Origin of the sequence: Streptomyces eurythermus, assembly GCF_014649115.1 — a bacterium.
Lineage (GTDB): Bacteria > Actinomycetota > Actinomycetes > Streptomycetales > Streptomycetaceae > Streptomyces > Streptomyces eurythermus.
Window position 1 is genome coordinate 170,156 of sequence record NZ_BMSK01000002.1, and the last position, 19,853, is coordinate 190,008.

The following is a 19,853-nucleotide window of genomic DNA, read 5'->3' on the forward strand; positions in this document are numbered from 1 at the left end:
GGACGCGGCGCACAGGCTGCCGATGCCTGTGCAGGTGCGTGGGAGCACCGTCCCGACCACCTGACAGCGATCCCTACGCGGCGGCGGAGCGGGGAGCCGGCCCCGCCGCCGGTCGGGCAGCGGAGCCCAGGGCGGTGGTGAAGAAGTCGGTGAGCTTCTCGACGGCGGGGTCGATGTACTCCCTCTTGTCGTAGAGGTCGACATGACCGGCGCCCGGGATCCGGTACAACTCCGCCGGCCCGGTGGCGCGGTGGTGCGCCTCCACGGCCATCCAGGCGGTGACGGCGCGCTCGCCGACGATCTGCAGCATCGGGCGGGGGCCGATCAACGGGACCGCGAAGAAGGCGTCGTAGAAGGCCAGCCTGTCGACGCTCTCCCAGGCCAGGAACTTCGCGGACCTCTCGTGCCCGCCGCGTGAGGTGCAGTAGTACTCGAAGCCCTCGGCACCGTGCTCACCGCCGAGCGCGCGCGCCTGCTCCGCCGTCTCCGGGAACATCGTCATCACGCCGGGGTCCTCGCCGCGGGCGGCGGCGGTACGGGCCCGGGCGGCGGCGTCCAGCAGGGACCGGAAGACGGCCGGGTCCTGGTCGCCCCCGGCGCCGAGGCGGAACTGGCGGGAGGGGTCGGCGGTGCACACGGTCGCCACGGCCGCGACCCGGTGGTCGCCGCCGGTCGCGGCCAGCGAGTAGCCGCCGGAGGCGCAGATGCCGAGCAGACCGATCCGCTCCGCGTCGACCTCCTGACGGGTGGTCAGGTAGGACACCGCGGCCTTGAAGTCCTCCACGCGCTGCGCCGGGTCCTCCAGTCCGCGCGGCAGACCGCCCGACTCGCCCTGGTGGGCGGCGTCGAAGGCCAGGGTGACGAAGCCGCGTTCGGCCATCAGCCGCGCGTACGTGCCGGACGTCTGCTCCTTCACACCCGTACCGGGGTGGCCGACGACCAGCGCCGGGCGCGGGCCCGCCGCCGGGGCGTCGGGGATGTGGAGGTGGGCGGCGATGCGGATGCCGGCGCTGTCGTAGGCGATGGTGGTCCTGGCCATGGGGGCACTCCTGCGAAGAGGTTGACGGTGCGGTCGTGTGCCGGGCGGCGCGCTCCCAGGGGGCGGCTGTGCGCCGGGCACGCGTCCACCGTCCGTCAGCTCCCGCACGGGCGGAAGAGACAGGTTTCTGCCTGGGAAAGAACCTTCCCCCCTTCACGGTCAGGTGTGGCGCTCGTCATGCCGGGCTCCACGAGACTGGGCCGTACCCTCGTCGAATCCGTCCTGGAGGCCGGCCACAACGTGGTTGCCACCGCCCGGCGCACCGAGTCCCTCCGCGGCCTCGCCGAGACATACGGCGAGCGCGTGCGCCTGGTCACCCTGGACGTGACCGACGGCGCGGCGGCCCGGGACGCGGTGCGGGTCGCCGTCGAGGCGTCCGGTCGCCTGGACGTGGCCGTGGAAGACGCGGGCTACGCCGGCGTGGCCGCCATCGAGGACATGCCCGGGCAGGCCTTCCGCGACCAGATTCCGGTGAACCTTGCTCGCCCGCGGTCTCGTTCCCTCCATGAGACCTGCCCGCACCATGGAGGCGAAGGTGAAGAAGGAAGACCTGTTCTCCCCGCAGGGACACCCGGCCCGATCCCAACCGCCGGAGCGTCCGCGACGCGGCCCCGCGCGGGACGCGGACCCCCTGTTACGTTCCCCGCTCGCGTCCTACGTGCTGAACCGGCTGCCGGCCGACCTGGCCGCCGTCGCCCAGGGCCGCGCCACGTACGAACAGCTCGCGGCGGAGCAGTGCCGCGTGCTGCGCGCGGCCGGCGCGGAGGACGGACCGCTCGCCACCGACCCGTCCTCCGCGCGCCTGGTCCAGCTCGACCTGCTGTTCATGCTCAACGGATACCTTCCGGCAGGTCCGACGGCCTTCCCCCGCCCGCTGCTGGCATCCCTGGCGGCGCAGTGCGACCGGTATCCCTCGCTCGACCCCCACATGAGCTACGAACTACTCATCGACGTCAACTGCGCCGAATGGGAGACCACCGGGCGCATCCGGGTCTTCTCCGACGGTGAACTCGGGTGCCTGGAACGCGACTTCTACCTCGGGCACCATCTGGCGGAACCGGCCGTGCGCGGCGCCTTCGACCGCCTGAGCGCACTGGTGCTGGAGCCGGACGCGGTGGATCCGGCCGCCGCGCTGGAGGAGGCGCTGCGCGGCCTGGGCGACTTCCGGCGGTACATGGCGCAGTACGGCAGGCTGCCCAGGGAGGCGTTCCAGGCGTTCCGCCGCTATCACATGAGCCATCCGGGCGGTGCCCGCGGCGTGAGCGGCGCGTTCATGCCGAGCGTGCAGCTGCTGGAGCTGGCGCTGCTGGCGCCGACCCCGTTGTACGAGCGGTACCTCGGCCAGTCCCTGGCGTACTTCCCGGCGTGGTCGCGGCCCGTCGTCTCCGAGTGGCGCGAGCGGTCCCGCGCCGGCGGCAACGTCGTACAGGCGGTGCTCGACGGCCGTCTGAAGCCCGACCGCCGCGCCGGTGCCGCGTTGCTCGGCGTGATCGACATGTTCGTGGACTTCCGCATGGTGCACCTGGGCGTCACCAGGAAGGCGCTCCCGGAGGCGTTCGAACCGTCCGCGAGGCCCACCCGGCAGAGCATCCTCGCCCAGGACGGCGAACGGGACTTCCTCGACGGCGCCGGGCCGGGGGACGGCCGGGGCGACGAGCTGGGCACATCCGGCTTCAGCGTGCACAACGTCCTGACGAACGCCGTGCACCGGCTGCTGACGGCCCGCCACCGCGTCGCCGAGACCCTCGGCCCCGTCACGGACTGATCCGCGCCCCTTCACGGACCGACCGGCGAAAGGAACGAACACCGTATGCCCGACTTCCAGGTGGCCGTCGTGGACGCCTTCGGCACATCGCACCGCTATGTGGACGCCTTCGCCGCGGCCGGCGGCGCGGTGATCCACGTCCGCAGCACGCCGGACCTTCTGCCGGGAGTCGCCCCCGTGGACCCGGCGAGGTTCAGCCACACGCTTTTCGACGAGGGGAACCTCGACGACCTGACCGGGAGACTGGCGACGCTGCGGCCGCGTGCCGTGCTGCCCGGCCGGGAGTCCGGGGTGGAGCTGGCCGACGCCCTGTCGGAGCGGCTGGGACTGCCGTCCAACGGCACGGCGCTCAGCGTGACCCGGCGCGACAAGTACCTCCAGATCGAGCGCGTCCGGGCGGAGGGCGTGTCCGCGATGCGGCAGCTGCGCACCGGCGACGAGGCGGAGCTGCGCGCCTGGCACGCCGACCTGGGCGGGACCGCCGTGGTGAAGCCGCTGCGCGGCGCCTTGGGCCACGGCGTGCGGTTCTGCGACTCGCCCGACGAGTCGGCCGTCGCGCTCGCGGCGCTCCGGAACGCGACGTCGGCGCTCGGCGAGCGGATCACCGAGGTGGTCGCCCAGGAGTACCTCACCGGCGCCGAGTACATCGTCAACACGGTGAGCTGCGAGGGTGTGCACACCGTCACCGACGTCTGGAGCACGGACCGCGTCACGGCCAACGGCGTCCGGGACCTGGTCGTCGCGCAGGTCCTGCTCCGCGGTGACGACCCGTGCGTCGGCGAACTGGTGCCCTACGCCTTCCGGGTGCTGGACGCCCTCGGCATCCGGCACGGCCCCGCCCATCTGGAGATCAAGCTGACGCCGGACGGCCCCCGGCTGGTGGAGGCCGGCGCCCGGCCGTCCGGGTTGCCGTACCACGTCGCGGACGCCATCGGCGAGGGCCAGCTGGAGTGGGCCGTCGACGCCTACGTCAGGCCGCGCAGATTCCTCGCCCGGGCCGGCACCCCGTACCGGCGCAGGACCGCGGCCGCATGGGCGGCGCTGGTGTCACCCGCGTCCGGCCGTCTGGTGCGCTACCGCGCCCTCGACGAGGTGCGGAAGCTGGAGAGCGTGCGCGAGCTGACGCCGCTGGTCCGGCCGGGCGAGGAGATCACGGCCACCACGTGGGACCTCGCGTATCCCGTCGTCCTGAGTCTGCGGCACCCCGTGGAGGCGGTACTGCGACGCGACCTGAACACCGTGCGGTACCTGGACGGTGCCGCCATGTACGAGATCGACACCCCCTAGCGGGCGATACAGGTCCGCCCTACGAGAGTGAGGACACACGATGTTCGACCGACGCCATCTGCTCCGTGCGAGCGGCGCCGCCGCGGCCGGGGCCCTCGGCGCGGCGGCCCTGCCGTCCCCCGCCGCCGCGGCCGGGCCCGCCCGCCTCCCCGCGGACTCCGGTCCGACCGCGGGTGTCACCCGCATCCTGCTCCAGGAGCACCCCTCGCCGGCCGACGGCTGGGAAGCCGTGCAGACGCTCGTACAGATCCCCCGGCACAAGGAGTCGGGCCGGCACAGCCACCCGGGCATCGAGGTGGGCTACATCATCCGGGGCGACGTCCTGATGGAGTTCGACGACCGGCCGCCCCTCCGGCTGCGCACGGGCGACCCGTTCTTCATCCCCGACGGCGCGATCCACAACGCCCGCAACGTCGGCACGGTCACGACGATGATGCTCTCCACATACGTCGTCGACGCGACCAAGCCCCTCGTGACCACGTACTAGGGTCCGTCTTCAAACGGATCTTGCCCAGAGCAGGAGTGACGCGAGGGTGACCGCTGCTTCGTAGGAAGTGGCGGTCTTCTCGTATCTGGTGGCGATCCCGCGGAAGCCCTTGAGCCGGTTGAAGCAGCGCTCGATCACGTTGCGTCGTCGATAGCTCTCCCGGTCGAAACCTGGGGGTCGGCCGCCGTGGCAACCGCGCCTCAGCCGGTGCCGCCGCTGGTCGGTCTTCTGCGGGATGGTGTGCGCAATACCGCGCTTTCGCAGGTAGGCACGGAAGCCGCGGGAGCTGTAAGCCTTGTCCGCGATGACCTGGTCGGGCCTGCACCGAGGTCGGCCCAGGCCGGTGCGCGGGACTCGGATCCGTTCCAGCAGAGGGCGTGCGCAGACGCTGTCGTGCCGTTGGCCGGGCGTGACCAGGATCGCGAGTGGGCGGCCCTTTCCGTCACAGGCGAGGTGGACTTTGGTGGTCAGTCCGCCTCGGGATCGGCCGAGGGCGTGATCGTCCGGTTCGTCCGGCCGGTGCCGCCCCCTTTCCGGCCGGTGGCGGCGGCGTGCTGGTGGGCGCGGACGATGGTGGAGTCGATCTGGACCAGCCAGTCGATGTCGCCGGCCGTATCCGCCTGGGCCTGGATCTGTTGCAGGGCTCGGGTGAACACCCCGTCAAGGGCGTAACGGCGGAAGCGGGTGTACACGGTCTTCCACGACCGTAGCGTTCCGGCAGGTCACGCCAGGAGATCCCGGTACGGATCTTGTAGACCATCCCATTGATGACCTGCCGGTCCTCCACGCGGGGCCGCCCCGTGGCGGCCCGGGGTATCAGTGGAGCGAGCAACTCCCACTCCAGGTCAGTGAGTTCATGACGGCGTACCACGACACCATGATCTATGCCCCAGATGATCTTTGAAGACGGACCCTAGAGCGGCCCGGAAGAACCCGCCGAAGCGACGACGCCCCACGGCACACACGTCCGCGCCGAGCCGCCGGCCGGCCACGAGCAACCCTCCGCGGACGCGGGGACGACGCGGAGGCAATGCGCTCGCGCAGGGCGGCCCAGGAGCTATCCCTGCGGACGCGGGGACGACGGCGCAGATCGTGCCGGCACCCGCCTCGGAGACGACACCTCGGGCGGGGCCCGGGCCTGGTGTGGAGCAACCCCGCGGGCGCGGGGACGACTCCATGAAGATCGGGCCCGCCGGCGCGACGTCGGAGCTACCCCGCGGACGCGGGGACGACGTGACCGCTCCACTAGGGCGTGTCAGTGTCTGACAATGCGCGTTGGATCAGCGGGCGGCGTCCGGGTGCGTGCCTCGCAAGGCGGAGGAGGGAGCCACTGCGGTGGGGGCACCTCCCGGCCGAATGCTGGGGGCCGTTGCCGGCCGACGACAACGCGGCGAGGCGCGTGCCCCGGCGTCGCGAGCCCGACTGGAATCGTCAACACGCCCTAGCACGGATGATTGTGGAACAGGCTGCTGTGATGGCAGGTGTATCTCTTGCACTGCGCCGAGAAGCCCGGGACGTAGCTGTCGCAAGGGTGTGCCGAGTTCAGGCATATGTGGCAGTAACTGCCGTCGGGATCGACATGGACTCCGGCGGCCGCCAGCTTCTCCCGCGCCTCCGCATGGGCCTTCCTGACGTGATCGAGAAGCAGATCCTCCAGCTCCGCGGTGACCTCGTCGATCACCTTCTTTTGATCGTCCGTGAAATCGTTCCGGGGCTCCATCGGTTCCTCCGCGCTGCTCCGATACCCCCAACTACCATGGTCCCGCAGCCCAGAGGACGACGCCACTCAGCCCGGGACCGGATACGACGAGCTGCAGAACGCCCTCTTCGTGACCGTCCGCTGCGCCGGCCCCTCTACTCGATCACGGACCTGACCTGGCAGCAGGCATCGCTCCAGCGCCTCGGCCGGCTCGTCAGGTCACAGTGGACCATCGAGAGCCGGCTCCACTTCGTCCGCGACACCACTCTCGCCGAGGACGCCTCGACGATCCGCACCGGCCACGGCCCCGACAACATGGCGACCCTGCGCAACCTGGCGATCAACACCCTCCGCGCCGCAGAGCACAGCAACATCGCCGCCGGGCTCCGGCATGCCGCCCAAGGCGTCACCGTGCTCGGCACCCCGCGCGAGGCTGCCGAGAGCAGACCACCACAGCAGGCGCGGGCACAGTCGGCGGAGCCGGGCGTTCGCGTCATCCGCTTCGGCAATCAGGTGCCCGCGCAGCGTTCGGCAGCGGATGACGGCGCGAGCCGGATCTACCACCGCCGGCGCGGACGCACTCGGCGGAAGCCGTCAGCAGGCGCCGGGCCGCACCGAACTGATCTTGTCGTTCCAGTAGGGGTTCGGGACCCTCATGTCGACGATCGAGGTGTGCGCGTCCACCGTGAACCTGTCGCCCGAGTAGTTGTTGTCGACGTACAGGCAGAAGGCCGAGCCGGTGAAGTTCTGCACCGACGAGGTCTTGTCCTGCATGCTCCCGCTGGGAAGCGCCGAGACCTTGCCGAGGTCACTCTCCGATTCCCAGTAACCGAAGCAGATGTGGGTGCCGTTGTAGTTGATGTTGTCCCAGAGCACGAGGGCGCCGTCGCAGCTCGCGGCCGGCGCCGCGGAGGCGGGGGAGACGCCGAGAGTCAGGGCCGCGACGGCGCCGCAGGCGAGAGCCGCGAGGGAACGAACGAACATGGCTGTCCTTCCGGTCAGAGGTGTGACACGACGGCCCGCCGGAACGAGGGCGCCTTACGTGTCACCGGGTCAGTCAGTACACGGCTGAGGCGGGGCCCCGGGTTCACGCGCATACGTCACACGGGCCGGCCAAGACCGACACGGCATCCCTCAGGCCGCCTCGGGCCGTACGACGGCACGCAGTTTGCGCAGGGCGTTGTGCTGACGGCTCTTGACGGTGCCGACCGGCACTCCGAGGATGCCGGCGGTCTCCTGGAGGGTGCGGTCGCACAGGTAGAGGTGCACCAGCACGGCGCGGTGTTCGGCGGACAGCTTGCGCAGGAGCGGCCGGACCACGAGGCGGTCGTGCACCGCCCCGGTGCCGTCGGTGCCCGAAACCGGATCGTGGCAGGCGTCCCCGACGACCTCCCTGCGGGCGTGGGGCTTGCGCACCCAGTCGATGACCAGGTGCCGGGTCACGGTGAAGAGCCAGCCCCGCACGGATCCCTCCATCCCGAGCAGGCGGTCGATGCTCCGCCAGGCGCGGATGACGGCCTCCTGCGCGATGTCCTCGGCGAGTCCGCGGTCACCCAGCATCTTCTCGGCGTACGAGACGAGGCCCTCGCGGTGCTCTCTCATGATGACGCCGAGCAGCTCGGACCGGGACACAGCGGTGAGGGGGGTAGCCATGGCGTGATGAACCATCCTGATTCTGTGTGGTGACACGTGTGCGTGGATGACCCGCGATCCGGGGGAGCGACATGCCGACGCATGTGCCGCGAGGTGTGTGTCGCGTGCGCGGTTCGGCCGCACACCCACCGGGCACGCTGTTCGCAGCGGGTGCTGGAGGCCGGATCGGAAAGCCAGTTCGGGGAAGCGTCCGGCGTCGACACTTGTCTGCGGTGGGAGCCTCGGCGTGGGTACCATGCGCAGCGTCGTCCATATCGAGGGAGTGAACGGTTGTGACGAGCCAGTCAGCCGCCACGCTCCGGTCGCGGTACGTGGCACAGGCCGCATCGGACCTGGAGGAGAACCGCCGCCTGCAGCAGGAGCTGACAGAGCGGATCAAGGTGTTGCAACAGCAGGAGGCCCTCCTGAAGGACATCCTGAGCCTCGCCGAGCGGTACGAAGGGTTCGCGGACGCGTCCCGCCTGCCCGAGCAGATGCAGGACGAGCCCGTCGTCGCGAAGTCGAGGCCCGCCTCGCGGCGCCCGGCACCGGCGCGGACCGTTCGGGCGGGCAGGACGGCGAAGGCCGGCGCGAAGGGGAAGTCGCGTCAGCCTCTCCTCGGTGACCTGCTCGCCGAGCTGCTCGGCCAGTACAAGGAGCCGCGCCGGGCAAAGGATTTGCGGGACGAGCTCCTCGAGAAGTACCCCGACCGCCACCCGACGCCTCAGGTCGTGCGGAACACCCTTGAGTCCCTCGTCGCCAAGGGCCGCATCCGGCGTCACAAGCAGCAGCGTTCCGTCATGTACACCCTGGTGCGGCCGGGGGAGGCCGCGACGGGCGACGCCCGCTGACACTCATGCGCTCGTCCCGTCGGCGTACTCCCCTCGCCGTCCTGACACGTGCCGACTAGGACATGTGCCGACGGCGGTGGTGCGGTACGCGACGTTCTCGCCGATCGGGCGCGTGCTCGATGACCACCGGAGGTGTGCGGACCGGCTCCCTAGTCGCGGTGCGTCGCAGGGGCGGTGATCCCGGGCCCGGCATTACAGGAACTCCGAGGCTGTCGGTCCGGACCCCGACAGTGCCACGCTCGCCGACCAGCTCCACACCTGTATGGCGTCCGGCCCTGCGGGTGCCTGTGGGACTCCGGCAGTAACAGGCGCGGCCGCCCCGCGATCGACGCTCTCAGTCACTCCTTCAGGGAGTGATGGCGATGGTGCGGGGACGGAACGGCGATATCCGGTCTTCCGGGCGAATGAGTGCGTCATAGAGGCCATGTCCTGCCCTCGCTCTTCCTCTTCGGTGGACGGTGCGGGAGGAGAGGGGGGCGGGTCCCGTGTCGGGGGAAGTGGCACGGGACCCGCCGTCAGGGGGTCAGGCGGCAGCCGTGGCGTCGAGAACGACGGGGATGTTGCCGCGCGTGGCCTTGGAGTAGGGGCATATCTGGTGGGCGGCCCGCGTCAGTTCCTCGGCCGTGGCCTGGTCGACGCCGCCGAGTACCGGGCTGAGGACCGCGGAGAGCGAGAATTCACCGTCGTCGCCGTGGGTGAGAGTGATCTCGGCCGTGATGCTGGTGCTGGTCAGCCGTATCCCGCGGGTCGTGGCGGCCCGGCGCAGGGCGCCGAGGAAGCAGCCGGCCCAGCCGGCGGCCAGGAGTTGCTCCGGGTTGGTGGCGGTGCCGGCGCCGCCCAGCTCCTTGGGCAGGGCGAGGCCCGTCTTCAGAAGACCGTCGGAGGAGCGAACGCGACCGCCGTTGCGGCCCTCTCCGTCGACGTCGACGACGGCGGTGTAGCTGACTGCCATGACCGGGCTCCCCATCTGATGCGAATAGGTCTTCATCCACCTCCCTTTCCCGGACACTTCTCGTGTCACCGGTTGAGGTGGTGACGCCATCATGGCAACTCCATGCGTCACCAGTCAAGGTGGTGACGCATGGAGTGGGCTGCGGATCTCGCCGTGGTCATTCCGGGGTTGCCGGACCGTGCAGCAGGTCCGCGGTGGTGACGTCCCAGTCGACTCCGGCGAGCTCCTGGCCCGCGGGCACGAGGGAGTAGGTGTGCTCCAGCCACGCCGCCAGCGGCGGTACGGGCAGTTCGAACAGCGCCGCCATGTCCCCGGAGGCCAGTTGGAGCCGTGCCGTGGCCCCCTCCTCCAGGCTCGACGGCCACATCTGGACGTCGCCGAGGCCGCTCATCGCGTACAGCCCCTGCCGCAGGAGGTCCCGCCCGATCCGCCACAGCACCCGCGGGCCGCCCTCGGCGACGAGCTCCACCGAGACGGTCAGGGGCAGTGCCGGGTCGTACCGGAACTCGGCCCTGATCGCCTGCCGGGCCGAGACGTCCAGCACGCGCTCGATGTCCAAGGACAGCCGCCGACGACCGTGCGGTGATGTCCGGCGGTCCTGTACACCTGGCTGGTCGCCGCTCATGACGGGTGGATCCTTCCCTGCTGCGGAAGCTGGCCCGGCCCACTCTCGTGCGCGTGGAAGCGCCGTACATAAGTAACTTGACCGTCGGACACGACCTGCCGTGTCGGTTCCCGCCTCGACCGGCGTCCGCAGGCCGGACCGCTGTCCGCCTCGGCACGCCCCTTGCGGGACACCCCTTGGGGCTGACTCGGCCTGCGTGCGCCGAGGGCCGCCGACATTAAGTCATTCGACTGTCGTCCCCGGCCCCTGCCTGAACGATGCTGAGACGGCCGCCGGTGCCCCGGCGCCAATGGTCGTCGTGCTCGGAGGAGTCAGCCGTGAAACGTACTCCCGTGGTCTTCATCCATGGCGTGTGGCTGCACGCGCTCTGCTGGGAGTCGTGGGTCGAGCACTTCACCAGCAGCGGCTTCCTCGCCCTCGCGCCCGGCTGGCAGGGGGAGGCCGGGACCGCCCGGGACGTGCGCAGGTCACCCGAGCCGCTAGGTCGTGTCGGTCTGGACGCGCTGACCGAGCACTACGCCGGAATCGTGCGGTCGTTCGACGTCGCGCCGGTGATCATCGGGCACTCGGTCGGCGGGCTCATCGCACAGCACCTCATCGCCGCCGACGTAGGCCGTGCCGCCGTCGCCATCGCCCCGGCCCCGGTCAACGACATCCCGCTGCCCACGCCGCCCGGCCGACTGCCGCCGCCCGGCCGGTGCGACCCCGCCGGTGAACTGGTGACCCTGTCGCCGGAACAGTTCCACCACCTCTTCGCCAACACACTCCGAGCGGCGGAGTCCGACCGGCTCTACGACCGCTACGCCGTCCCGGCACCGCGCCGCCTGCTCGCCGACCTCGGGTGCGCGGGCGCTCCCCGCAGCCCGCGCGCCGTGGCGGACGTCGGGAACGCGGGACGCGGCCCGCTCCTGCTGATCTCCGGACAGGAGGACAGACTCGTACCGGACGAGGCCACCCGCGCGGTGTACAAGCAGTACGGCGACTCCACTGCCGTCACCGGCCTGAAGCAGTTCGCGGACCGGGGGCACAGCCTGGTCATCGACAGCGGATGGCGCTTCGTCGCCGACTACGTGCTCGGCTGGCTGGACGAGCACGGCATCGGGGCCAGTCCCCGCAGGGCTGACACGCCGTGGCCGGCGAGGTGAACCCCGGGTCGCCGCCGGGCACCGTCGCCCCCTGCCGCTGTCAGGCGTCCTGGCCGTCGGGCAGTTTGGCCAGGGCGTCGCGCAGCGCGGCGCGGGAGGTGATGCCCAGCTTGGGGAACACCCGGTACAGGTGTGAGCTGACCGTACGGGGTGACAGGTGCATGCGCGCGCCGATCTCCTTGTTGGTCAGACCGCCGGCGGCCAGGTCCGCTATCCGGCGTTCCTGCCAGGTCAGGCTCGCCAGGTGTGCCGAGGAGGCGAGCGGGGACGCGCCGGCGGCCCGTAGTTCGGCACGGCTGCGTTCGGCCCAGGCGGGCGCGCCGAGGCGTTCGAAGGTTTCGGTGGCGAGGGTCAGGGTGAGGCGGGCGGCTTTGCGGCCCTGGGTGTGACGCAGGTGGATGCCGTGGGCGAGGCGGATGCGGGCGAGTTCGTAGGGGAAGGTGGCGGCGGCGGGGTGGGTTTCGGCCCGGTGGTAGTGGTGGCCGGCCTCGGTGGGGTCGGTGGCGGTCATGGCGAGGGCGCCGTGGGTGATGACGGCGAGGCGGGGGGAGATCTCGGGGAGCCGGGCCCGTCGGGCGGCGAGGGCGTGGGCGCGGGCTTGTTCGTGGCGGCCGGTGTGGAGGGCTGCTTCGACGAGGTCGAGGAGGGTACGGGGGGCTTGGTGGGCGTAGGGGGTGAAGGTGCCGGGGGGTGTGATGCCGACGGCGTGGAGGTAGGCGGCTTCGTAGTCGCCCTCGGTGAGGGCGGCGGTGGTGCCGGTGGCGTCCGCGATCTGGGTGAGGAAGCCGACGCCGCGCGGCCGGGCCCAGGCGTCGACGGCCGCCTGGAGCCGGCGGGCGCGGTCGCTGTGGCCGCGCATCGCCGCCAGCAGGCCCAGATACCCCCGGGCATGATGCGCGAACAGCATGTGGTGATGGACCGTCGCCAGGTCCAGGCACTGCTGCCCGGTCCGCTCGGCCTCGTCCCACTCGCCGACCGCCATCTGGTCCAGCATGATCTGGTGCAGCATCGTCATGCTGGTCGCCATGGCGCCCGTCCCGGACTCACGGTCCAGGGCGCGCTGCAGCAGGGGCCGGTACGGGCTGAGGATGTCCACGTGATAGGCGGCGGCGCCCAGCCGAGTGATGTCCCACGGCTCGGGATCGCGCAGGGCGGCGAAGGCGTTCTCCACCCGCTCGCGCACACCGGCGCCGCGCCGCACCACATCCCCCCAGGCGTCCTGGTAGATGCGGGAGTGGGCGGGCACCAGCTCACCCAGGGTGTCGAGCAGCGCGTGCGTCCGCTGCCAAGCCGCCTCGTCGCTCGCGTACTGGTTGATGGCCAGCAGCAGGTTGATCAGCCGCGTGAGCACCTCGTGGGAGTCCTTGACGCCGTTGTCCCGCAGGTCCTCGATCGCCGCGACGACATGGCGCCGCGAGGACCGTACGTCCCCGTCCTCGTACAGCGCCGCGTAGGCGGCCGCGACCACCGAGGCGGGGGAGTGGCCGCCGCCGGGCGCGAGCCCCGAGCCGACCAGGTGCCGGGCCTGGCCGAGCAGGCCGGCGTGACCGGCGACGAACGCCGCGTCCCCCAGCCGCCTGGACCGCTCCTCCGGCCGCTCGCTCAGCTCCGCCGCGCGGGTCAGCCAGGACACGGCGATCATCGCGCCGCCGCGCCGGGTCACCGACTCGGCCGCCGCCTCCAGCGCCGCCGCGACCTCCTCGTCCGGGTCGACCGTCGCGGCCGCCAGATGCGTGGCACGCCGTTCCACGTCCTCCCGGTGCACCCGGGCGAGGGCCGCGTGCGCCGCGCGGCGCTCGTTGGGGGTCGCCAGCTGGACGACGGTCGAGCGCACCAGGGGATGCCGGAAGACGAAGTCGCCGCTGAGCGGATCGATGTCCAGCAGGCCGCCGGCCGCGGCCTCGTCCGCGTCCAGCATGCGGTAACGCCTGCCACGCGGGTGCCGCGCCGCCGTGCCCGCTCCTACGCCGTCCAGGGCGCCGCGCAGCAGCTCCGTGCGGACGTCGTCGCTCAGCGCCCTGATGCGGTCGCCGTACACCTGCTGGAGACGCTGGGGCAGGGGGACGCCCGGGTAGCCGGACAGGGCCTCCCGGTTGTCCGCGGGGCGGCCGCCGCGCAGCACGTGGGGCGGCAGTTCCAGCAGGGCCAGCGCGTTGCCCTGGGCCTCGTCGAGCACCAGACGCCGGCTCACGGGGTCCAGCCCCGGATGGCGCAGGTCCAAGAGCTGTTCGGACGCCTTTTCTGACAAGGTGGTCACCGCGAGTCGGGGCAGCGCGGCCGTGTCGAAAGCGGAGGTCACGTCGGAGCGCAGGCCGACGAGGAGCTTCACCGAGCTGCCGGTGAGCCGTCGCCCCACGAATCCGCACACCTCGATGCTGGAGGTGTCGAGCCACTGGCCGTCGTCGAGCACCAGGAGGAGGGGTTGCTGCGAAGCGGCGAGCGAGAGCACGTCGAGGACGGCGATGCCGAGGGTCATGACCGAGGGAGGTGAGGCCTCGCCGCGGCCGAAGACGACGTCGAACACCTCCCGGTGGCCGTCGTCCAGCCGGTCGATGTGCGGGAGCAGCGGGTAGAGGAGCTGGTGCAGGCCGGCGAACGGCAGCTGCGACTCGGCCTCCACACCGGCCGCCCGGACGACTCGGTGCCGCTCGCCCTCGGCGAGGGCGGCGGTGTGCTCCAACAGGGCGCTCTTGCCCACGCCCGTGTCGCCGCGCAGGACGAGGGCCCGGCCCCCGGCGGCCGTCACGAACTCGGACAGCGCCTCCTGTTCGCGCTCGCGGCCGACCATCGTCCCGGCGATCGACTCCATCGTCCCCCACTTCCTTCCCCGCTGGACGGGCCCGGCTCACACGTCGCGGTCGTCGCCCACCCCCCGCCACGAGCCGGCCTCACGCGGAAGACTAGAGGTCCTCAGGGTATTTCGATACCGGGCACGGCCGGACACGTTTGACCCGCACGTGGCCGGATGTTGTCGGCGGGTCGCACCGGGCCGGCACGGCACGTGTGAGTCGGTGCCAGGTGTGTGTCTGCGCCACACCCGGACCACCGAGGACCCGACGCCCTGTCAGGAGGCGCCGAGGCCGTGCAGCAGCGTGTCGACGACGACGTCCGCGGCCTGGCCGGGGCTCAGTTCGGGCCGCTGCCGGGACACCAGGTGCATGAGGTCCGGCAGGAGCGCGCTCGCCCATCCCTCCGGCAGGCCGGGCCGCAGGAGCCCCTCGTCGGTGGCCCGTTCGAGGAAGGCGTCCACCTCGCGGACGGCCGCGTCACGGCGCGCGCGCACGCTCTCGTCGGCGAGCATGCGGGCGAGGTCCACGGGCCAGGTGCGGTTGACGGCGATGATGTTCTCGACGTAGCGGTGCAGGGCCACGGCCACGGGTGCCTCCCGCAGCCGGGCGTCCTCGATGGCCTTCTCGATGGCCGTCAGCCGGGCTTCGTAGATGGCGGAGAGGAGGTCCTCGCGGGAGGCGAAGCGGCGGTAGACGGTGCGCCGGTCCACGCCGGCCTCGGCGGCGATGCTCGCGATGCTCGCGCCGGGGTCGGCGGCGAGCACGCGCGCGCCGGTGGTCAGGACGGTTTCCAGGTTGCGTGCTGCGTCGGCTCTCACAGCAGCGAGTCTACCCACGGGATGTGGAGCCTGAGACAATTAGCGTCTCATTATTGAGCTTACTAACTCATGAATCGCCACATATAAGTGACAGTTGCTGGAGGCGTGGTCATTGTGTACGCGCCGCCCCGTCCGGCGCGCTCTCGGAGAGCCGTTTGAGCTGTGCCAGCCAGAGGGTGTTCAGGTGCTGTTCCCACGCGGGGGACGGCACGGCGAGGGACTTCGCGGCAGGACCGCGGACCACGCTCGCGACCACCGTGTGAGTGCCGCCCGCGACAGCGGTGAGCAGCCAGGCCTGGTACACCTGCACCCCCGCGCCGACCCCCGACCAGCCGAGCCGGCGGGGCGCCACCCGCTCCCCCATGAAGACCTCGAACCGCTGCCCGTGGAACAGCACTTCGTACGTCCTGGCGAGCGGACCGGCCCGCGCCTCGGTGATGCCCGGAACCCACTCCGGCCACCCCGGCACATCGGCCAGCAGGGCGAAGGCCGTGCCGGGCGGCGCGTGCACAACGGCCTGGGCCTGGCAGAAACCGTGGGCCTGCTCGGGCGAGAAACCCGACGGCCAGTGGATGTCCGGATGGCTGTCCGAGGTGTCGGGCATCCGGTCTTCCTTTCGCGTCGCCGTCGGCGGCTCCCGGGACGGCCACCGCGGGAGAAGGCTCCAGAGCCGCTTCGGCGTCCACTGTGCGCGGGGCCCACGGTCCCGGCATACGTCAAATGACTGAGCGAACGCCCGTGCCGTCAGCGCTTCCCGCCTCTTCTCACTCCTCCCGGCCGAGGTCCAGTCCGGAGAGCGCGTCCCGCAGCGCGGCACGGGAACTGATGCCCAGTTTGGGATAGATCTGGTAGAGGTGCGTGCCGATGGTCCGGTGGGACAGGAACAGCCGCTCCGCGATCTGCTTGTTGGTCAGCCCCGTCGCCGCGAGGGTGGCGATCTGGAGTTCCTGGGCGGTCAGGGTCACGGGCCCCGGCCGCACGGAGGCCGGCGCGGACATGCCGCTCGCCCGCAGCTCGGCCGCCGCACGCGTCACCCAGGGCTTGGCGCCCAGCCGCTGGAAGGCCTCCATGGCGAGGGTCAGCTGCTCCCTGGCCTCGGTGGTGGCACGCAGCCGCCGCAGCCGTTCGCCGTGGAAGAGGCGGATCCGGGCGGCGTCGAAGGGCCAGCGTTCCGGCCCCGGCAGGGCCAGTGCCCGTTCGAACAGGGCGACGGACTCCTCCCCGGGGGCCGTCAGCGCCTCACAGGCCACGACCAGCAGTTCGAGGCGGGGCGACAGCTCGGCCATCGCGGACCCGCGCATCGCCGCCGCGTGGGCGGCCGCCTCCTGCTCCCGTCCGGTCCGCAGAGCCGCCTCGACCAGGTCCATCGTGCCCCACATGGCGATCGGCACGTAGGGGGCGATGGTCCCGGGCGGACTGAGCGCGCGGGCGTGCCGGTAGGCGGTCTCGAAGTCACCGCTGCCGAGAGCGGCCAGTGCCCTGGCGTGGCAGGCGAAGAACCGCGCGCCGAGGACCCCGCGGGGCGTGGCCCACCGGACGATCTCCTCGGTCAGCGCGGCGGCGGTCTCCGCGTCGCCCCGCGCCGCGGCCACGGCCGCCCGCACGTACTGGAAGTACCACGCGAAGAACCGGTAGTCGTGGTCCGTGCACAGGGCGAGCCCCTCGGCGGCCAGCTCCGCTGCGTCGTCCCAGCGCCCCAGGTGGAAGTAGTCCAGGCCCAGGTGCATCAGCGCGCCCAGATGCCGGCGCACCGGCGAAGTGCCGGCGCGGCCCTGCTCCACCAGCCGGCGGGTGGCGAACCGGAAGTCCCCGAGCCGGTCGGCGAAGACCGAGGCGGTGCCGACGCGGATCACCCGGGTGGGATCGTCCCCGACGGTGGCGATCAGTTCCTTCAGCCGGGGCAGCGCGGCGGGACCCGTGCGCGCCGGGTCGGCGAACGTGCGCACGATGACCCACAGCAGCTCCGGCGGTTCGGGGGTGAGCCGGTCCATGAACGTCAGCAGCGGCTGCCACAGCGCGGGCTCACCGCCGTACCAGCACAGCAGCACCATCAGGTGCAGGGCCTCGACTAGGGCCTCGTCGGAGGCGTCGTAGCCGTGGTCACCGGACTCGATCGCCCCGACCAGCAGCCGGTAGGCGGTGTCGATGTCACCGTCCCGGTTGATCAGCAGGAACGCGGAAGCCGCCGCCGCGTGCAGCGACTGCCCCCCGGTACCGGGATGGGCCAGCCGGGCCCCGGCCAGCAGACGCGAGGCGTCCTCCAGTTCACCGCTGGAGTCCACGCCCACGTACGCCGCCTCGGCCAGCCGCCGGCTCTCGTCCGCCGCGGCGGGGCTGAGTCCGGCGGCCCGGGTCAGCGCCGTCACCGCCCCGAGCGCGTCCCCGCGGCGAAGCCGGCGCCGCGCCGCCTCCTCCAGCAGGGCCGCGACCGTCGCGTCCGGGCCAAGGGCCGCCTCTCCCAGATGCCAGGCACGCCGCTCCAACCGGTCGCCGAGCACAGCGGCGAGTGCCTGGTGAGTCCTTCTGCGTTCGGAGGCGGTGGCCAGCTCGACCACCGCGGAGCCGATCAGCGGGTGCCGGAAGGACAGCCGCCGGTTGTCCGCAGAGACCGTCACCAGCCGGCTGCGTTCGGCGGGCGCCAGATCGTCGATGGCGGCCCGGCCGGCCGCGGCCGCCTCGATCGTGGCCAGCTCACCGGTGCCGTCGAGGGCGGCGATCAGCAGCAGCTCCCGGCTGCGCTCGGGCAGCCCGGCCACACGCGAGGCGAACATGGCCTGCAGGCGCTCGGTCAGCGGCAGCACGGTGGGCACCGCGGCGAGGGTCGCGCGCTGCTCGGCGGAGAGCGCCACGGGCAGCTCCACCAGCGCCAGCGGGTTGCCGCGTGCCTCGGCGGCGATACGGCGCCTGACCGCGGGGGAGACATCGGGGTGGGTCAGGGCGAGCAGCTCGGCCGACGCCGCGTCATCGAGCGGCGCCAGCCGGTGCTCGGTCAGGCCGCTGGACTCGAAGAAGCTGTCGGAGCCCGCACGGGAGGCCGCGAGGAAGCCGATACGGCTGCCGACGAGCCGCCGCGCCACGAAACCGAGCACGGCGTTGGTCGCCCGGTCCAGCCACGGCAGGTCGTCTACGACCAGCAGCAGCGGCGTCTCGGCGGCTGTCAGCCGCAGCAGCAGGAGGACCGCGGTGGAGGTCAGCAGGCGGTCGGGAGCGGGCCCGCCGCCGATGCCGACGGCGACCCGCAGGGCGTCGCGGTGCGGGTTGTCCAGGACGTCGAGCTCGTCGAAGAGCGGTACGAGGAGCTGGTTGAGACCCGCGTAGCTGATGTCCGCCTCGAACTGCACACCGGCCGCGCGCAGTACCCGGACCCCGTTGCGCACGGTGCCCGCCACCACCGCGTCGAGGACCGCGCTCTTGCCCACCCCGGCCTCGCCCGACAGCAGCAGGGCCGCACCGTGGACCTCGGTGTTGCCGAAGAAGGAGTGGATGAACGACAGGTCCGCGTCGCGTCCGACCAGCCGTGGCGTGGCCGGGCAGACGGTCGGGTCCGGGTCAGTCATCGGGCTGCCTCCAACGGCCGACGTATGGAGGCCCGGTGCCCTGCGCCGGCCCGGCTGTTCCCGCCCCCAGGATCCGTGCACCCCCATGCGATCACCGCAGTCTAGAGGACGCCGGGAGCAGGGCCCCCGGCCGTTCGCCGGCCCGGTCTTGTACGCGGCCCGGTCCCGTACGGTGGCCCGGGCTCGTACGCGGGTGTAGGGCAGCCCGTCCGCGGCGTGGCCGCGGGCTGTCGATCACGGCGGGGCGGACGCGGCGCGTCTCCGTCCGGCCCACCGGGCCGTGGCCACCACCTGGTCGGCGCCCGCGTTCACCGCCGGGCGGATCACCGGGCTACCGAGGACTCCCGTCCGCCGCCGTGTTCCGGACGGGCTGCCGCCCGCTCCAGGAACCGAGGATGCGCAGGGCGTCGTGGGAGGGGCTGCCCGGCTCGGCGGTCAGGACCATCAGACGCTGTCCCGAACCGTCGGGGCTGGCCCAGGTGTCGCAGTCGAGGGTGAGGTCGCCCACGAGGGGGTGACGGTACCGCTTGGTGCCGTAGGCGGCCGTGACGACGCGGTGTTCCGCCCACCACGTGCCGAAGTCGGGATCCCGGGCGGCCAGTTCGCCGACGAGGCGGGCCAGGTGGGGATCGTCCGGGTCGGCCGCGGCTGCCCTGCGCAGGGCGGCGAGGGAGGCGCGGGCGTCATGTTCCCAGTCCCGGTGCATGCCGCGGACGGCCGGGTCGGAGAACAGCAGGTACACGTAGTTGCGGCGGTCGGGCGGGACGGCCGAGAAGTCCGTGTAGAGCGCGACCGCCGCCTGGTTCCAGGCCAGGACGTCCAGGCGCTTGCCGAGCACCAGGGCGGGGGTATGGGTGAGCTGGTCGAGCAGACGGCGCATGGCGGGCCGTAGCCGCTGGGCGGGCGGGCGGCGGCGTGGGCGGTCGTCGCTCCGGCCGGCCAGCTCGTACAGGTAACTCTGCTGGTCCTCGTCGAGACGGAGGGCGCGGGTGAGGGTGGCCAGGACGGGGGCGGACGCGCGGACGCGGCCCTGTTCGAGGCGGGTGTAGTAGTCCACGCTGATCGCGGCGAGCCGGGCGACCTCCTCACGGCGCAGCCCGGTGACCCTGCGGCCGGATCCCGCGTCGGGCAGTCCGCACTCCCGCGGTGTCAACTGCGCCCGGCGGGCTTTGAGGAACGCACCGAGGCAAGCATGGGAGTTCATGTC

The 19,853-nt window shown here is 72.2% G+C and carries 16 protein-coding genes and 2 pseudogenes; 6 read left to right on the forward strand and 12 right to left on the reverse strand.

Features of this window, described 5'->3' with window-relative positions:
• Positions 1–73: 73 nt before the first annotated feature.
• The gene (locus tag IE251_RS03495; protein WP_189751425.1) at positions 74–1,039 is read right to left on the reverse strand and encodes an alpha/beta hydrolase; all 966 of its coding nucleotides are present in this window, start codon (positions 1,037–1,039) and stop codon (positions 74–76) included.
• 177 nt (positions 1,040–1,216) lie between these two features.
• Here IE251_RS03495 and IE251_RS03500 point away from each other — a divergent pair.
• From IE251_RS03500 to IE251_RS03515, 4 genes and pseudogenes are all read left to right on the forward strand, one after another.
• Positions 1,217–1,459 (forward strand): annotated as a pseudogene (locus tag IE251_RS03500) (SDR family NAD(P)-dependent oxidoreductase); the annotation flags it as partial.
• Between the two features lie 85 nt (positions 1,460–1,544).
• A complete protein-coding gene (locus IE251_RS03505) occupies positions 1,545–2,804 on the forward strand; it encodes a hypothetical protein (RefSeq protein ID WP_189751751.1) in 1,260 nt (419 codons plus the stop codon).
• 45 nt (positions 2,805–2,849) lie between these two features.
• Complete coding sequence (locus IE251_RS03510; protein ID WP_189751426.1) at positions 2,850–4,091, forward strand: ATP-grasp domain-containing protein; 1,242 nt, start codon at positions 2,850–2,852, stop codon at positions 4,089–4,091.
• A 40-nt stretch (positions 4,092–4,131) separates the two neighbouring features.
• Positions 4,132–4,578, forward strand: coding sequence for a cupin domain-containing protein (locus IE251_RS03515; protein ID WP_189751427.1), 447 nt, complete (start codon positions 4,132–4,134; stop codon positions 4,576–4,578).
• Between the two features lie 9 nt (positions 4,579–4,587).
• Here the strand turns inward: IE251_RS03515 and IE251_RS03520 are convergent.
• The 4 genes and pseudogenes from IE251_RS03520 to IE251_RS03535 all read right to left on the reverse strand — a co-directional run bounded on the left by IE251_RS03520 (position 4,588) and on the right by IE251_RS03535 (position 7,930).
• Positions 4,588–5,449: pseudogene (locus IE251_RS03520) on the reverse strand (IS5 family transposase).
• A gap of 570 nt (positions 5,450–6,019) precedes the next feature.
• A complete protein-coding gene (locus IE251_RS03525; protein WP_189751428.1) occupies positions 6,020–6,298 on the reverse strand; it encodes a hypothetical protein in 279 nt (92 codons plus the stop codon).
• Positions 6,299–6,871: 573 nt separating this feature from the next.
• Positions 6,872–7,261: a peptidase inhibitor family I36 protein gene (locus tag IE251_RS03530; RefSeq protein ID WP_189751429.1), complete on the reverse strand. Its 390-nt coding sequence runs from the start codon at positions 7,259–7,261 to the stop codon at positions 6,872–6,874.
• 150 nt (positions 7,262–7,411) lie between these two features.
• A complete protein-coding gene (locus IE251_RS03535; RefSeq protein WP_229896564.1) occupies positions 7,412–7,930 on the reverse strand; it encodes a sigma-70 family RNA polymerase sigma factor in 519 nt (172 codons plus the stop codon).
• 272 nt (positions 7,931–8,202) lie between these two features.
• Between IE251_RS03535 and IE251_RS03540 the strand changes: the two genes are divergently transcribed.
• Positions 8,203–8,760, forward strand: a complete 558-nt coding sequence (locus IE251_RS03540) for a hypothetical protein (RefSeq protein ID WP_189751431.1) — start codon at positions 8,203–8,205, stop codon at positions 8,758–8,760.
• Positions 8,761–9,283: 523 nt separating this feature from the next.
• Here IE251_RS03540 and IE251_RS03545 read toward each other — a convergent pair.
• Together IE251_RS03545 and IE251_RS03550 are read right to left on the reverse strand one after the other, a co-directional pair.
• Complete coding sequence (locus IE251_RS03545) at positions 9,284–9,712, reverse strand: Ohr family peroxiredoxin (RefSeq protein ID WP_189751432.1); 429 nt, start codon at positions 9,710–9,712, stop codon at positions 9,284–9,286.
• Between the two features lie 157 nt (positions 9,713–9,869).
• Positions 9,870–10,337, reverse strand: coding sequence for an SsgA family sporulation/cell division regulator (locus IE251_RS03550; protein WP_189751433.1), 468 nt, complete (start codon positions 10,335–10,337; stop codon positions 9,870–9,872).
• 317 nt (positions 10,338–10,654) lie between these two features.
• On the opposite strand from IE251_RS03550, the gene IE251_RS03555 reads away from it, so the two are divergent.
• A complete protein-coding gene (locus IE251_RS03555) occupies positions 10,655–11,482 on the forward strand; it encodes an alpha/beta hydrolase (RefSeq protein ID WP_189751434.1) in 828 nt (275 codons plus the stop codon).
• Positions 11,483–11,522: 40 nt separating this feature from the next.
• Here IE251_RS03555 and IE251_RS03560 read toward each other — a convergent pair whose 3' ends face one another.
• The 5 genes from IE251_RS03560 to IE251_RS03580 form a co-directional block, all read right to left on the reverse strand.
• Entirely contained in the window at positions 11,523–14,291 is a 2,769-nt protein-coding gene (locus tag IE251_RS03560) for a helix-turn-helix transcriptional regulator (RefSeq protein ID WP_189751435.1), read from the reverse strand.
• A 255-nt stretch (positions 14,292–14,546) separates the two neighbouring features.
• Complete coding sequence (locus IE251_RS03565; protein WP_189751711.1) at positions 14,547–15,035, reverse strand: TetR/AcrR family transcriptional regulator; 489 nt, start codon at positions 15,033–15,035, stop codon at positions 14,547–14,549.
• A 163-nt stretch (positions 15,036–15,198) separates the two neighbouring features.
• Entirely contained in the window at positions 15,199–15,693 is a 495-nt protein-coding gene (locus IE251_RS03570) for an SRPBCC family protein (RefSeq protein ID WP_189751436.1), read from the reverse strand.
• Positions 15,694–15,853: 160 nt separating this feature from the next.
• The gene (locus tag IE251_RS03575; RefSeq protein WP_189751437.1) at positions 15,854–18,646 is read right to left on the reverse strand and encodes an ATP-binding protein; all 2,793 of its coding nucleotides are present in this window, start codon (positions 18,644–18,646) and stop codon (positions 15,854–15,856) included.
• Between the two features lie 331 nt (positions 18,647–18,977).
• On the reverse strand, positions 18,978–19,850 hold the full coding sequence (locus tag IE251_RS03580) for a helix-turn-helix domain-containing protein (RefSeq protein ID WP_189751438.1): 873 nt from the start codon (positions 19,848–19,850) through the stop codon (positions 18,978–18,980).
• Between the last annotated feature and the right edge of the window lie 3 nt (positions 19,851–19,853).